At 64.1% G+C, this 13,048-nt stretch carries 13 protein-coding genes; 5 read left to right on the forward strand and 8 right to left on the reverse strand.

Annotated elements, in window-relative coordinates:
• Positions 1 to 84: 84 nt before the first annotated feature.
• Complete coding sequence (gene ung / locus R6G97_RS08535) at positions 85 to 777, forward strand: uracil-DNA glycosylase (protein ID WP_043206451.1); 693 nt, start codon at positions 85 to 87, stop codon at positions 775 to 777.
• A 93-nt stretch (positions 778 to 870) separates the two neighbouring features.
• Here ung and R6G97_RS08540 read toward each other — a convergent pair whose 3' ends face one another.
• From R6G97_RS08540 to R6G97_RS08560, 5 genes are all read right to left on the reverse strand, one after another.
• Positions 871 to 1,899, reverse strand: coding sequence for an AbrB family transcriptional regulator (locus R6G97_RS08540; RefSeq protein WP_070574875.1), 1,029 nt, complete (start codon positions 1,897 to 1,899; stop codon positions 871 to 873).
• Complete coding sequence (locus tag R6G97_RS08545) at positions 1,892 to 3,406, reverse strand: tripartite tricarboxylate transporter permease (RefSeq protein ID WP_043206453.1); 1,515 nt, start codon at positions 3,404 to 3,406, stop codon at positions 1,892 to 1,894. The genes R6G97_RS08540 and R6G97_RS08545 overlap by 8 nt, the downstream gene beginning before the upstream one ends.
• A 3-nt stretch (positions 3,407 to 3,409) precedes the next feature.
• Entirely contained in the window at positions 3,410 to 3,868 is a 459-nt protein-coding gene (locus tag R6G97_RS08550; RefSeq protein ID WP_043206454.1) for a tripartite tricarboxylate transporter TctB family protein, read from the reverse strand.
• A 148-nt stretch (positions 3,869 to 4,016) separates the two neighbouring features.
• Positions 4,017 to 4,997, reverse strand: coding sequence for a Bug family tripartite tricarboxylate transporter substrate binding protein (locus R6G97_RS08555; protein ID WP_070574884.1), 981 nt, complete (start codon positions 4,995 to 4,997; stop codon positions 4,017 to 4,019).
• A gap of 31 nt (positions 4,998 to 5,028) precedes the next feature.
• Entirely contained in the window at positions 5,029 to 6,318 is a 1,290-nt protein-coding gene (locus tag R6G97_RS08560; protein ID WP_043206457.1) for an OprD family porin, read from the reverse strand.
• A 201-nt stretch (positions 6,319 to 6,519) separates the two neighbouring features.
• Here R6G97_RS08560 and R6G97_RS08565 point away from each other — a divergent pair, with 201 nt between their 5' ends.
• A complete protein-coding gene (locus tag R6G97_RS08565) occupies positions 6,520 to 7,191 on the forward strand; it encodes a response regulator (RefSeq protein ID WP_043206458.1) in 672 nt (223 codons plus the stop codon).
• Complete coding sequence (locus R6G97_RS08570; protein ID WP_197852798.1) at positions 7,184 to 8,563, forward strand: sensor histidine kinase; 1,380 nt, start codon at positions 7,184 to 7,186, stop codon at positions 8,561 to 8,563. The genes R6G97_RS08565 and R6G97_RS08570 overlap by 8 nt, the downstream gene beginning before the upstream one ends.
• 115 nt (positions 8,564 to 8,678) lie before the next feature.
• Here the strand turns inward: R6G97_RS08570 and R6G97_RS08575 are convergent, their stop codons facing one another.
• Both R6G97_RS08575 and ygfZ read right to left on the reverse strand, forming a co-directional pair.
• Positions 8,679 to 9,485, reverse strand: a complete 807-nt coding sequence (locus R6G97_RS08575) for an HDOD domain-containing protein (RefSeq protein WP_043206460.1) — start codon at positions 9,483 to 9,485, stop codon at positions 8,679 to 8,681.
• A gap of 55 nt (positions 9,486 to 9,540) precedes the next feature.
• The gene (gene ygfZ, locus R6G97_RS08580) at positions 9,541 to 10,482 is read right to left on the reverse strand and encodes a CAF17-like 4Fe-4S cluster assembly/insertion protein YgfZ (RefSeq protein WP_043206461.1); all 942 of its coding nucleotides are present in this window, start codon (positions 10,480 to 10,482) and stop codon (positions 9,541 to 9,543) included.
• A gap of 133 nt (positions 10,483 to 10,615) precedes the next feature.
• Here ygfZ and R6G97_RS08585 point away from each other — a divergent pair, with 133 nt between their 5' ends.
• Positions 10,616 to 10,870 carry an FAD assembly factor SdhE gene (locus R6G97_RS08585; protein WP_043206462.1) on the forward strand — a complete coding sequence of 85 codons (255 nt, stop codon included), beginning with the start codon at positions 10,616 to 10,618 and terminating at the stop codon, positions 10,868 to 10,870.
• A complete protein-coding gene (locus R6G97_RS08590; protein WP_090345000.1) occupies positions 10,854 to 11,312 on the forward strand; it encodes a protein YgfX in 459 nt (152 codons plus the stop codon). The genes R6G97_RS08585 and R6G97_RS08590 overlap by 17 nt, the downstream gene beginning before the upstream one ends.
• A gap of 59 nt (positions 11,313 to 11,371) precedes the next feature.
• Here the strand turns inward: R6G97_RS08590 and nadB are convergent, their stop codons facing one another.
• Positions 11,372 to 12,976 carry an L-aspartate oxidase gene (gene nadB, locus R6G97_RS08595; RefSeq protein WP_102081812.1) on the reverse strand — a complete coding sequence of 535 codons (1,605 nt, stop codon included), beginning with the start codon at positions 12,974 to 12,976 and terminating at the stop codon, positions 11,372 to 11,374.
• Positions 12,977 to 13,048: the final 72 nt, after the last annotated feature.

The following is a 13,048-nucleotide window of genomic DNA, read 5'->3' on the forward strand; positions in this document are numbered from 1 at the left end:
GACGATCATGGCGGTCGTCGGTCGGATCGATTGACAAGGCCGGGCGGCTTACCTAGTGTCGCGCCATTGTTTACGGATGGCCCCATGACTGACGACGATCGCATCAAACTCGAACCCGGCTGGAAGGCCGCGTTGCGCGCCGAGTTCGACCAACCCTACATGCACAAGCTGCGCGAGTTCCTGCGCGAGGAATATGCGGCGGGCAAGGAGATCTACCCGCCGGGGCCGCTGATCTTCAACGCGCTCAATTCCACGCCGCTGGACAAGGTGAAGGTGGTGATCCTCGGCCAGGACCCTTACCACGGGCCAGGCCAGGCCCATGGCCTGTGCTTCTCGGTGCAGCCTGGCGTGCCGACGCCGCCGTCGCTGGTGAACATCTACAAAGAGCTGCACCGCGACCTCAACTTGCCGATTCCCAACCATGGTTACCTGCAAAGCTGGGCGGAGCAGGGGGTGTTGCTGCTCAACACCACCATGACCGTGCAACGCGGCAACGCGGCCTCCCACGCCAACGCGGGCTGGCAGCCATTCACCGATCGGGTCATCCAGGTGGTCAGCGAGCAGTGCGAAAACGTGGTGTTCCTGCTGTGGGGCTCGCATGCCCAGAGCAAGCAGAAGCTGATCGACGGCACTCGGCACCTGGTACTCAAGTCGGTGCACCCGTCGCCGCTGTCGGCGTATCGGGGCTTCTTCGGATGCGGGCATTTCAGCCGCACCAACAGCTTCCTCGAGCAGCGTGGGCTGGCGCCGATCAACTGGTCGTTGCCGCCGCTCTGAAAAAACGTGTGGCCTTCTTCGCGGGAACGCTCCCACAGGGGCGGCGATAAGCCTTGTGGGAGCGGGTTTACCCGCGAAGAAAACTGCACGCCGTCACGGTCGGTTCGTGTTCCAGCGCCGGAACAACGGCTCGGCCAGAAACAGCACGAACAGCAACCTCATCACCTGCAGTGCCGTCACCAACGGTACCGACAGTTGCAAGGTCTCGGCCGTCAGGCTCATTTCGGCGATACCGCCAGGCATCATTCCCAGGGTCAGCGAGCGCAGGTCCAGTTGGGTCATCACACTCAACACCCAGGCCGCGCTGGCGGCGATCAACATGCACAGGAAGGTCGCCAGCAAGGTCCGCCCCAGGAAGGACGGCGCCCGGCGAAAGAACGCCCGGTTGAAGTGGCAGGCCAGGCCACTGCCGATCAGCCACTGTCCGATCTGGCTGGCGCCGGGCGGCAGGGCGATCTGCAGGTTCCCCGCCAGGCTCACGCAGGCGGCAATCAACAGCGGACCGAACAGCCACGGGTTGGGCTGGCGCAGGCGCTGCCAGATCAACGCGGCCAACACACCAAACGGCGCGATCAGGGTCAGCCAGCCCCAACTGACGCTGCCTGCGTGGGTCAGCGGCACGCCATCGCCGAGCAAGAACTTGAACAGCGCCGGCACGCACAGCACCACTGCCAACACCCGCAGGCTCTGGGCTGCGGCCACCTGGCTGAGCACCGCACCGTTGCGTGCGCCCAGGTTGACCATCTCACCCGAGCCCCCCGGCATGCTGGCGAAGAACGCCGTGGCGCGGTCTTCACCGGTACGCCTGAGCAGCCAGACGCTGATCACTGCTGACAACGTGGTGAACAGTGCCCCGAAGAAGATCAGACCAAAGTGGCTGGCCACTTGCTCGATGACCGCTGGGGTGAAGTGCAGGCCGATACCGATGCCGATGATCCACTGCCCGCACTTGCGGCCATTGGGGATTTCCGACAGCTGCCAGGGTGTCAGGCAGCGCACCAGGATGATTGCCAACAACGAGCCGACCATCCACGGCAAAGGCCAGCCGACCTTGCTGGCGAGAAACCCGCCAGCAAGACCGACCAGCCCGGTAGCCCAGAACGGCGGTGACCGATCAGGCATCGGCCATCGCCCGACGCTGCAGGCTACGTTTACGCCAGCTGCGCAGCAACGGCAGGGTCAGCATGCAGAAGGTCAGCACCCACACCGACATGCTGATCGGGCTCGACCAGAGGATGCCCAGCTCGCCGTTGGAGATCGATAGTGCGCGGCGCAGGTTCTGCTCCATCAGCCCGCCCAGGATGAAGCCGAGCAGAATCGGCGACAGCGGGAAGTCCAGCTTGCGCAGGATGTAGCCCATGATGCCGATGCCGACCATCAGGAACAGATCGAAGGTGGTCGCATGCACGGCGTACACGCCGATCCCGGTGATGATCGCGATCACCGGCACCAGCGCCCAATTCGGCACGGCGAGGATGCGGGTGAAGATGCGGATCATCGGAATGTTCAGGATCACCAGCATGATGTTGGCGATGAACAGCGAGGCGATCAGCCCCCAGACAATGTCAGGTTGCTGTTCGAACAGCAGCGGGCCTGGGGTGATGTTGTACAGGGTCAGTGCACCGATCATCACCGCGGTGGTGCCGGAACCCGGCACGCCCAGGGTCAGCATCGGCACCAGGGCGCCGCAGCAGGAGGCGCCGATGGCGGTTTCCGGAGCGGCCAGGCCGCGCGCGTCGCCCTTGCCGAACTTGCCCTTGTCGCCAGCGATGCGTTTCTCGGTCATGTAGGCCACGGCACTGGCCAGGGTCGCGCCGGCGCCGGGCAGTACGCCCATGACGAAGCCCAGCAGGCCGCAGCGCAGGTTGACGATGAACACCGAAGCGGCTTCCTTGAGGTTGAACAGCATGCGCCCAGTGGCCTTCACCGCTTCGTGGCCATGGTGGGTCTTTTCCAGCAACAGCAAGATCTCGCTGATGGAGAACAGACCCAGTACCAGCACCACGAACTGGATGCCATCGGCCAGGTGCACGCTGTCGCCGGTAAAGCGGTACACGCCGCTGTTGGCGTCGATGCCGACGCTGGACAGGAACAGGCCGATCAGCGCGGCGATGAAAGTCTTAAGTGGTTTGTCGCCGGCCATGCCGCCCAGGGCGACGATGGCGAACACCATCAACACGAAGTATTCGGCGGGCCCGAAGGCGATCGCCCATTTCGCCAGCAGCGGAGCGAATAGCACCATGCCGCAGGTGGCGATGAAGGCGCCGATGAACGAGCTCCACGCCGACAGCGACAGAGCGACGCCGGCCAGGCCTTGGCGGGCCATGGGGTAGCCGTCAAGGGTGGTCATCACGGTGGAGGCTTCGCCGGGAATGTTCAGCAGGATCGAGCTGATCCTTCCGCCATACTCGCAGCCGAGGTAGACCGCGGCCAGCAGGATCAGCGCCGATTCAGGTGGCAGGCCCAGGGCAAAGGCGATGGGGATCAGCAGTGCCACACCATTGATCGGCCCAAGGCCCGGCAGCAGGCCGACCACGGTGCCGATGAGGGTGCCGGTCAGGGCGGTGACCAGGTTGTACGGGCTCAGGGCGACGCCGAAGCCCTGGCCCAGATAGCTCAAGGTATCCATGTGTCAGTTCTCCAGTACATCCAGCAGGCCGAGGGGCAGAGGTACATCCATCACGCGGTCGAACAGCCAGTAGAGCAGCAGGCTCATAGCGCCCACCACGATCAGACTGTGCAGCCAGCGCCCGCCATACAGGCGTGCCATGGGTACGCCGACGAGTACGGCGCTGAGGATGAAACCGAGCGACTCGAAGGTGCTCGCGAAGACGATCAGCAGGCCCACACAGCCGCTGATCTTGACCAGGGTTTCACGGTCCAGTGGCGGTTCGTCGTCCTTGCGCACGATGGGCGTTGGGCGAACGGCCAGGTAGAGCAGAGCCACGCCCATCAGGCCGAGCATCAGCAAGGGATAGGCCCGTGGACCTACAGGCTCGTAGGAAAACGCAGCCTGGTACGGCCAGGCCATCACGGCCAGGGCGGCGCATACCGCCAGCAGAGCCAGGGCAAAAATGCGTTGCAGGATCATGAGGGAATCCTCGGAATTGTTCGGTACGGCGCCGACCCTTTGGGAGCGGGTTTACCTTCGACCCAGGGCGCAGCCCAGGCCACGCGTCGGCGGTGTCCGTTTCGCGGGTAAACCCGCCCCCTAAAGGGGAGCGGCGTTGCAGCTCGATCTACTGGACCAGGCCGAATTCCCGGGCCAGGGCCTTGTAGTCGGCGACCTGCTTCTTCACGTAGGTGTCCAGCTCCTGCCCGGTCATGGCGAACGGGAACAGCTCACGCTGGTCACGCAGCTTGGCGAAGTCCTCGGAGGCCAGCAGCTTGTCGAAGGAGGCTTTCCACCAGGCGTAGTCCTCGTCGCTGACCTTTGGCCCTAGGTAGAAGCCGCGTACTACTGGCCAGACGATGTCGTAGCCTTGTTCCTTGGCGGTGGGGATGTCTTTCATTTCCGGCTCGTCCAGGCGGGTTTCGGAGAACACCGCGAGGATGCGCATGTCACCGCTCTGGATGTGCGGCATGGAGTCCGAGATGTCGGTGGAGCCCACCTGAATATGCCCGCCGAGCAGCGCTGTGGCGATTTCACCGCCGCCTTCCAGGGCCACGTAGCGAAGGTCGCGAGGATTGATGCCGGCGGCCTTGGCGATCAGGGCGGTCTGCATCCAGTCCTGGCTGCCGACGGTGCCGCCGGAGCCGATGACGACTTTGCTCGGGTCTTTCTTCAAGGCCGCGACCAGATCATCGAGGGTCTTGTAGGGCGAGTCGCTCTTCACGGCGATGGCACCATAGCTGGTGCCGACAGCTGCCAGCCATTTCACGGCGTTCTCGTCGAAGCGCCCGAACTTGCCCTGGGCCAGGTTGAGCAGGGAGCCGCTGGACCAGGCCACCAGAGTGCCGGCATCGGCCGGGCGCTGGGCGACCACGGCGTTGTAGGCCACCGCGCCGACGCCGCCGGGCATGTAGGTCACGCGCATGGGCTTGGAGAGGATCTTCTCGTTGACCAAGGCGCTTTGCACCAGTTTGCAGGTCAGGTCGAAGCCGCCACCGGGCGAGGCGGGGGCGATGCATTCGGGGCGTTTCGGTTCAGCGGCCAGGGCGTTGCCAGCCAGCAGCAGGCAACCGGTAGCCAGGACGAGGCGGCGCATTGAAAAGGTCATCGTCTATCTCCGTGAGCGTTGTTGTTATGGGTTACCACAGAGCCACGCTGTAGCTCACCAGCAGCCTGACTTCGTCGGCGTCGCGGGCGAAGTTGGAGCGGAAGGTGGCGTTGCGCAGGCGAACGGCGACGTCCTTCAACGGGCCGCTTTGTACCACGTACTTGAACTCGGTGTTGCGCTCCCACTCCTTGCCCTCGCCACCGTCGGCGCGGCTGACGTTGTCGCCGCTGATATAGCGGGTCATGAAGGTCAGCCCGGGGATGCCCAGGGCAGCGAAGTTGTAGTCGTAGCGTGCTTGCCAGGAGCGCTCGTCGGCGCCGGCGAAGTCGTTGATCTGGACGAAGTTGACCAGGTACGGGTCGGCGCCATCGACGTAGGGGAAGGCGCTGTCGCCCGACAGGTGCTGGTAGGCGGCGCTGACCTTGTGACCGCCAAGGGCATAGCTGAGCATGCCGTTGACGGTGGTGTTGTCGATGTTGCCGGCCTTGGCCTGACCTGCATCGTCGCTCACTGCCAGGCGCAGGTCGGCACCGAAGGTGCCCGGGCCCCAGGGCTGGGTAGCGACCATGCCGATGAAATGCTGACGGTAGATGTCGTCGAGTTCGGCGAAGTGGTAGCTGCCGGTGATGCGATCGGTGAACTGGTAATCCAGCCCGGCCAGGTCGAAGTTGTCGGCGCTGAAAGTGCCGCCGAAACGGCCATTCTTGTTGTTGAGGGCGAGGTCTTCCCAGTTGGTGTCGTTGCGGTCCTTGGCTTTTTCCAGGCGCCCGCCGGTGAACGTCAGGCCCTTGAGCTCCTTGGAGGTGAGCAGGCCGCCCTCGAAGGTCTGCGGCAGGATGCGCCCGTCGTTGGGCTGCAGGGTCGGCAGTTCTGGGATGAGTGTGCCGACCTTGAGCTCGGTGTTGGAGACCTTGATCTTGCCGGTCAGGCCGAGCTTGGAGTATTCGTCGGCGGCCTTACCGTCATCATGGGTCGGCAGCAGGCCTGTGTCGGTGCGGTCTGGGCTGGAGTCGAGCTTGATGCCGAGCATGCCCAGCGCGTCCAGGCCGAACCCTACGGTGCCGTCGGTGTAGCCGGACTCGAAATTGAGCATGAAGCCCTGGGCCCATTCGTCGCGCTTGGATTGCTGGCTGCTGGTGCCATCGCGAAAGTCACGGTTGAAGTACATGTTGCGGGTTTCGAAGGTGGCCGTGCTGTCTTCGAAAAAAGCGGCCTGGCTCAGCGGGGCGACACCGGCTAGCGCAAGGGCGCTGGCGATGGCGGACGGGCGTGCGGACAGGGAACGGGTAGGCGCGAACGCCTGCGGCTGCATGGACAGCATCGTCGGGAGACTCCGTTTATTGTTCTTATCGGGCGCACCTTGCTGGTGCTTTTTTTCGGCGCGCGGGGCGACCGTGGTGCGATGCTAGGTAATGAACCTTTCGCTAACCTTTCAGAGTGAAAGGTTTGCCGGGAGGGCTTCACAGGCCCCCCGACGGCGGTACACTCCGCGCCAAAGCCCCACCCGAGCAGGGAGAATCCGATGCGAGTGTTGCTGGTCGAAGACCACCTGCAACTGGCCGAAAGCGTGGCCCTGGCCCTTAAAAGCCAAGGTCTGACCGTGGATGTGCTGCACGATGGCGTGGCCGCCGACCTGGCCCTGGCCAGCGAGGACTATGCGGTGGCAGTGCTCGATGTCGGCCTGCCGCGCATGGACGGCTTCGAAGTGCTGGCGCGCCTGCGTGGCCGTGGCAAGACGCTGCCGGTGCTGATGCTCACCGCGCGCAGCGATGTCAAGGATCGGGTACATGGCCTGAACCTGGGCGCCGATGACTACCTGGCCAAACCCTTCGAACTCACCGAACTGGAAGCGCGAGTCAAGGCACTGCTGCGCCGTAGCGTGCTCGGTGGCGAGCGTCAGCAGCGCTGCGGGCCGCTGGTCTACGATCTGGATACCCGCCGCTTCACCCTAGGTGAAGAAGCTCTGACCCTGACCCAGCGCGAGCAAAGCGTGCTCGAAGCCCTGATCGCCCGCCCGGGCCGAGTGATGAGCAAGGAGCAACTGGCGGCCCAGGTATTTGGCCTGGACGAAGAGGCCAGCCCCGATGCCATCGAGATCTACATCCATCGGCTACGCAAGAAGCTCGATGGCCATCCAGTGGCTATCGTCACGTTCCGCGGCCTGGGTTATTTGCTCGAGCATCGCGATGCGTGACAACGGCAGCCTGCGTGGGCGTTTGCTGGGCAATTTGGCGCTGCTGTTGGTGGTGCTGATGCTCGCCAGCGGCCTGAGCGCCTACTGGAACGGCCGCGAGGCCGCCGACACCGCTTATGATCGCACGTTGCTGGCTTCGGCACGGACCATCGCCGCAGGCCTGTCGCAGCGCGACGGGACCCTGAGCGCGGATGTGCCCTACGTGGCCCTGGACACCTTTGCCTACGACAGCGCCGGACGTATCTACTACCAAGTGCTGGATATTCATCAGCGGCTGATTTCCGGCTACGAGAACCTCCCGCCGCCGCCGCCGGGCACCCCGCGTACCGACGACTATCCGGCCTTGGCGCGTTTCTACAACGCCACCTACCAGGGCCAGGATGTACGCGTGGTCAGCTTGCTCAAGCCAGTCAGCGAACCGAACATGAACGGCATGGCCGAGATCCGCGTGGCCGAGACCGAGGAGGCACGGGTGCGCATGGCCCGGGGCCTGATGGCCGATACCTTGCTGCGTCTGGGCATGCTGGCGCTGGGGGCGCTCATGATGGTCTGGTTCGCCGTGAGCGCAGCACTGCGGCCGCTGGAGCGGCTGCGTACGGCGGTCGAAGAGCGCCAACCTGATGACTTGCGGTCCTTGCCGGTGGTTCAGGTGCAGCGAGAGCTCGGGCCCTTGGTGCACGCCTTGAACCATTTCACCGAGCGGCTGCGTGGTCAGTTCGAGCGTCAGGCACAATTCATCGCCGACGCCGCCCATGAGTTGCGCACGCCGTTGGCCGCCCTCAAGGCGCGGCTTGAGCTGGGCTTGCGCTCCCAGGAGCCGGAGCAGTGGCGACAAACCCTCGAAGCCGCCACCCAGGGTACTGACCGTCTGACTCACCTGGCCAATCAGTTGTTGTCCCTGGCGCGGGTGGAAAATGGGGCCCGGGCGATTGCCGAAGGGGGTGCCCAGCGTCTGGACTTGTGCCAATTGACGCGTGAGCTCGGCATGGCCATGGCGCCTCTGGCCCATGCCCGGGGCGTGGCCCTGGCGCTGGAAGCCGAGGCGCCGGTATGGCTCAAAGGCGAGCCGACTTTGCTCAATGAGCTGCTCAGCAACCTGGTGGACAATGCCCTGGCCCATACGCCCAAGGGTGGCAACGTGATCCTGCGCGTGATGGCCCCGGCCATTCTGGAAGTGGAGGATGACGGGCCGGGTATTCCCGAGTCTGACCGTGAGCGCGTGTTCGAGCGCTTCTATCGACGCAGCGCCCAAGGCACAGGCCTGGGGCTGGCGATAGTCGGCGAAATCTGCCGCGCGCACCTGGCGCAGATCAGCCTGCATGATGGCGAAAAAGGCGGGTTGCGCGTGCGGGTGAGTTTTATCGCCGATTGAGCGGGCTTCCCAGGGGCTTGGAGAGCAACTGTCCTGGGTTATCTGCGCTGGCCTATTCTCGGGTAAACCCGCTCCCACGGGGTTGGCGGTGATCCTTGTGGAGCGGGTGTCTTGCTTAGCGCAGCATGCTGCGGGCATCGAGCAGGTCGGCGACATCCAACTCGGTCCCGTAAGGGAGTCCGAGATGCTGGTAGGCAGGCAAGGCCGCCAGGGGCCGGCTGCGGGTTCGATGGCTGAGGTGACGGGCGATCTGCACGATGTCGATGTAGTCGATGCTCTCGGTGCGTCGATCCAGGTCCTGCACTTGGCTGGGCAGGTTGACCAACTGCTCGGGAAACTCCCAGGCCTTGAGAATTTTGTCGCCCAGCACCGGCTGGATCTGCTCGATCACATAGTGCAGGCACACAGGGTCCGAAAGCAGCTCGTTGTGCTCCTCGGCGTAGATCAGAACTGGCAGGGCGCCGATTTGGTAGACCAAGCCCCCTAGGGTGGCCTGGTCAGGCTTGAGCTGGGTGTAGCGGCGGCAGAGTTCATAGCTGATACCTGCAACTTCAAGGCTGTTGGCCCAAATATCGCGCAGTTTTTGTTCGACGGCCGGTGAGCGGGCGTGGAAGATCTGCTCGATTACCAGGCCGATCGCCAAGTTGCAGCTGTAGTTGATACCCAGGCGAGTGATGGCGGTGTGCAGGTCGGTGACCTCCACTGCCGCACGCAGCAGCGGGCTGTTGACCACCTTGATCAGGCGCGCCGAGAGGGCGGCGTCGCGGCCGATCACCTTGCTCAAGGCGGCGACGCTGATCTCGCTGTCCTCCGCCGCCTCGCGGATGCTCAAGGCAACCTCCGGAAGGGTCGGCAGGACCAGGTCGTCCTTGTCAATGGCTGCGAGCAATTGTGCTTGAACCGTCTCGGCCAGCTTGTTCATCTAACTTCTCTACCGCAGTGGTGGTGCGACCCCGCAGGGCAGCGGGGCAGGCTGGTCAGCGAAGGATTTCCCGGTCGCGGTCCAGTTCATAGGGCAGGTCCAGCAGTGTCAGGCGCGGGCCTTCGAGGCTAGCCAGGTGCAGGTTGTCGTCTGCCACGGCTTCGGCACTGAGCACGGCGAGCAGTTCGCAGCCGTCACCGGTGCTGGCGGCGATGACCACTTCGCCCACCGACGAACCGTGGGTGGGCGAGAAGATCTCGGCACCAGGGGCGGGCACGTCCCGCTGGGCCAGGGCCAAGCGGTACTGTCGGCGCTTGAGCTTACCCAGGTACTGCATACGCGCGACGATCTCTTGGCCGGTGTAGCAGCCTTTCTTGAAGCTCACCCCATCGACCGCCTGCAGATTGATCATCTGCGGGATGAACAGTTCACGGGTGGGGCCCATGACCTGGCCGATGCCGGCACGGATCTGGCCCAACAGCCAGTCGTTGAGGCTGCCTTCGGTCAGGTGAGTGGCGAGGGTCTGGCGCACGGTGTCTGCTTGCGCGGCGGGCGCCCAGAGCTCCACACGGCCGGTGCTGACGCCAATGGCGATCAGGCCGTCGTGGCGTACCGTGGCGCCAGCTTCGGTCGGCGTGGCCAAGCCCAGCGCGTTTAGCGCGGCATCGCCTTGCGTCAGGCCGAAGCGGACCCACGCGGCGCTCTCATCGGTCAAGGTAGCCTTGGAGAAGACAGCGTACTTCTTGAGGTCGGCCAGTTGCGCGTCGAGCAGCTCGCTGGCCATGGCCAGCAAGTAACCGTTGCCCTCGGGGAGAATGCGGAAGCTCGACTGCATGCGGCCCTTGACCATGCACCGGGCGCCGAGGCTCGCGTGCTCTTGGCTCAGGTAGTTGATGTTGCAGGTCAGCTGGCCTTGCAGGAACTTGCCGGCATCGGAGCCGCGGACTGCGAGGATGCCCTCGTGGGACAGGGGACAGAAGAAAGCGGAATCGGCCATGGGTCATCGCGGTTGCTTGAGACTGGCGGCCATCATAGAACGCCGGTAACAAAATAGGTAGGTGACTAGACCAACGCCTTGTGCCCCCGCGAGCGCCCCGCTGTATACTGGCGACCCATTCGAGGAGGGCCCCATGGTCGAACAAACTGAACTCAACCGGCTTTTCTGGCACAGCCGCCGCGGCATGCTGGAACTGGACGTACTGCTGGTGCCATTCACCCAGGAGGTCTACCCCACCCTGAGCGAAGCGGACCGCGAGCTGTACCGTCGCCTGCTGACCTGCGAAGACCAGGACATGTTCGGCTGGTTCATGGAGCGCACCGAGTCCGACGACCCTGAGCTGCAACGCATGGTTCGCATCATCCTGGACCGTGTCCAGCCCAAGTGAGCATTTCGAGTGCCGCTGGCGAGGCTCGCGCCTGCTGCTGGCGGCCTACCTGACCTGCCAGGTGCTCGCACTCTGGGCCATGGTCCTGAGCGCGCAGCCCTGGTGGTTGAGCGTTCCCCTCGTCCTTGCTTGCCTTGCCCACGCCTGCTGGGCCATCCCCCGTCGTATCTTGCTGACCCATCCCGAGGCCATCACTGGCCTGCGCCGTGATCGAACCGGCTGGCGGCTGTTCAGCCGTGCCAGAGGATGGCAGCAGGTGAGGTTGTGTCGGGATAGCGTGGCGATGCCAGGTCTGGTTGTGCTGCGCTTTGTCAGATCGGGACGCTGGTTTGGCGAGAGCCAGTGCGTACCGCGCGATGCCCTGGATGCGGATCAGCATCGGCGTTTGCGCGTGAGGTTGAAGTTCAGCCGCAGGCGCTGGGCCGAGGTTTCAGTGCAATAACCGCTCCCATAGGGCTCGCAGGGTTCTGTGGGAGCGGGTCGAACCGCGAACGCGTCAGTTCAGACCGGACTGAGGATGGTGTCCTTGGCCTCGGGCAGCATTCCCGGATAGTCCAGTGTGTAATGCAGCCCGCGGCTTTCCTTACGCTGCATGGCTGAGCGGATCATCAGCTCGGCGACCTGGGCCAGGTTACGCAGTTCGATCAGGTCGCGGCTGACCTTGTAGTTGCTGTAGAACTCGTCGATCTCGTCGAGCAGCAGGCGCACCCGATGCTCGGCTCGTTGCAGGCGTTTGCTGGTGCGCACGATACCTACGTAGTCCCACATGAAGCGCCGCAGTTCGTCCCAGTTGTGCGCAATGATCACGTCCTCGTCCGAGTCGGTAACCTGGCTTGCGTCCCAGCAGGGCAGGGCGGTCGGAGCCTGCACTTCATCAAGGTGCGCCTCGATGTCGGCGGCAGCGGCACGGCCATAGACGAAGCATTCGAGCAACGAATTGCTGGCCATGCGGTTGGCCCCGTGCAGGCCAGTGAAGCTGGTTTCGCCAATGGCGTACAGGCCGGGGACATCGGTATGGCCGCGATCATCGACCATCACGCCGCCGCAGGTGTAATGGGCGGCCGGGACCACCGGAATCGCCTGGCGGGTGATGTCGATACCGAAGGCCAGGCAGCGTTCATAGACCGTAGGGAAGTGATTCTTGATGAAGTCGGCTGGCTTGTGGCTGATGTCCAGATAGACACAATCAACGCCCAAACGCTTCATTTCGTGGTCGATGGCGCGGGCGACGATATCTCGGGGCGCGAGCTCCTCGCGGGGGTCGAAGCGCGGCATGAAGCGTTCGCCATTGGGCAGGCGCAGCAGGGCGCCTTCGCCGCGCAGGGCCTCTGTGATCAGGAAGCTCTTGGCCTGCGGGTGGTACAGGCAGGTGGGGTGGAACTGGTTGAATTCCAGGTTGGCCACCCGACAGCCGGCGCGCCAGGCCATGGCGATGCCATCGCCGCAGGCACCGTCGGGATTGCTGGTATAGAGGTAGACCTTGGCCGCACCGCCGGTGGCCAGCACGGTGAAGCGCGCACCGAAGGTGTCGACTTCGCCGGTATTGCGGTCCAGTACATAGGCGCCCAGGCAACGTTCGCCTGGCAGGCCCAGACGACGCTCGGTGATCAGGTCGACCGCGACGCGCTGTTCCAGCAGCTCGATGTTCGGCCGTTGGCGTGCTTGGTTCAGCAAAGTGGTGAAAATCGCGGCGCCCGTTGCGTCGGCGGCATGAATGATGCGTCGGTGGCTGTGACCTCCTTCACGGGTCAGATGGAACTCGAAGCCGCCGTCATCGACGCTGTAATGCTCGTCGCGAGTGAAGGGCACCCCTTGTTCGATCAACCACTCGATGGCTTCGCGGCTGTGCTCGACGGTGAAGCGCACGGCATCTTCATGGCAGAGGCCGCCGCCGGCATTGAGCGTGTCCTCGACATGGGACTGGACGGTATCGGTGTTGTCCAGGACCGCGGCTACGCCGCCCTGGGCCCAGAAGGTCGAACCATTGGCCAGGTCGCCCTTGCTCAGCACGGCGATGCGCAAGCGGCTGGGAAGGTTCAGTGCCAGGCTGAGGCCAGCGGCGCCGCTGCCGATCACCAGGACATCGTGTTGGAATTGTTGGCTCATGTCTTGACACTAGTAATCTTGGGAAGGGGAGCGGCACAATAGTCATGCGCAGATGGCATTGTGAAACTATCG

This window comes from Pseudomonas sp. HTZ2 (assembly GCF_033173945.1).
Lineage (GTDB): Bacteria > Pseudomonadota > Gammaproteobacteria > Pseudomonadales > Pseudomonadaceae > Aquipseudomonas > Aquipseudomonas guariconensis.

Coding starts and splice junctions, on each gene's coding strand:
- ung (WP_043206451.1), top strand. CDS start 85: ATGACTGACGACGATCGCATCAAACTCGAACCCGGCTGGAAGGCCGCG.
- R6G97_RS08540 (WP_070574875.1), bottom strand. CDS start 1,899: ATGCCTGATCGGTCACCGCCGTTCTGGGCTACCGGGCTGGTCGGTCTT.
- R6G97_RS08545 (WP_043206453.1), bottom strand. CDS start 3,406: ATGGATACCTTGAGCTATCTGGGCCAGGGCTTCGGCGTCGCCCTGAGC.
- R6G97_RS08550 (WP_043206454.1), bottom strand. CDS start 3,868: ATGATCCTGCAACGCATTTTTGCCCTGGCTCTGCTGGCGGTATGCGCC.
- R6G97_RS08555 (WP_070574884.1), bottom strand. CDS start 4,997: ATGACCTTTTCAATGCGCCGCCTCGTCCTGGCTACCGGTTGCCTGCTG.
- R6G97_RS08560 (WP_043206457.1), bottom strand. CDS start 6,318: ATGCTGTCCATGCAGCCGCAGGCGTTCGCGCCTACCCGTTCCCTGTCC.
- R6G97_RS08565 (WP_043206458.1), top strand. CDS start 6,520: ATGCGAGTGTTGCTGGTCGAAGACCACCTGCAACTGGCCGAAAGCGTG.
- R6G97_RS08570 (WP_197852798.1), top strand. CDS start 7,184: ATGCGTGACAACGGCAGCCTGCGTGGGCGTTTGCTGGGCAATTTGGCG.
- R6G97_RS08575 (WP_043206460.1), bottom strand. CDS start 9,485: ATGAACAAGCTGGCCGAGACGGTTCAAGCACAATTGCTCGCAGCCATT.
- ygfZ (WP_043206461.1), bottom strand. CDS start 10,482: ATGGCCGATTCCGCTTTCTTCTGTCCCCTGTCCCACGAGGGCATCCTC.
- R6G97_RS08585 (WP_043206462.1), top strand. CDS start 10,616: ATGGTCGAACAAACTGAACTCAACCGGCTTTTCTGGCACAGCCGCCGC.
- nadB (WP_102081812.1), bottom strand. CDS start 12,976: ATGAGCCAACAATTCCAACACGATGTCCTGGTGATCGGCAGCGGCGCC.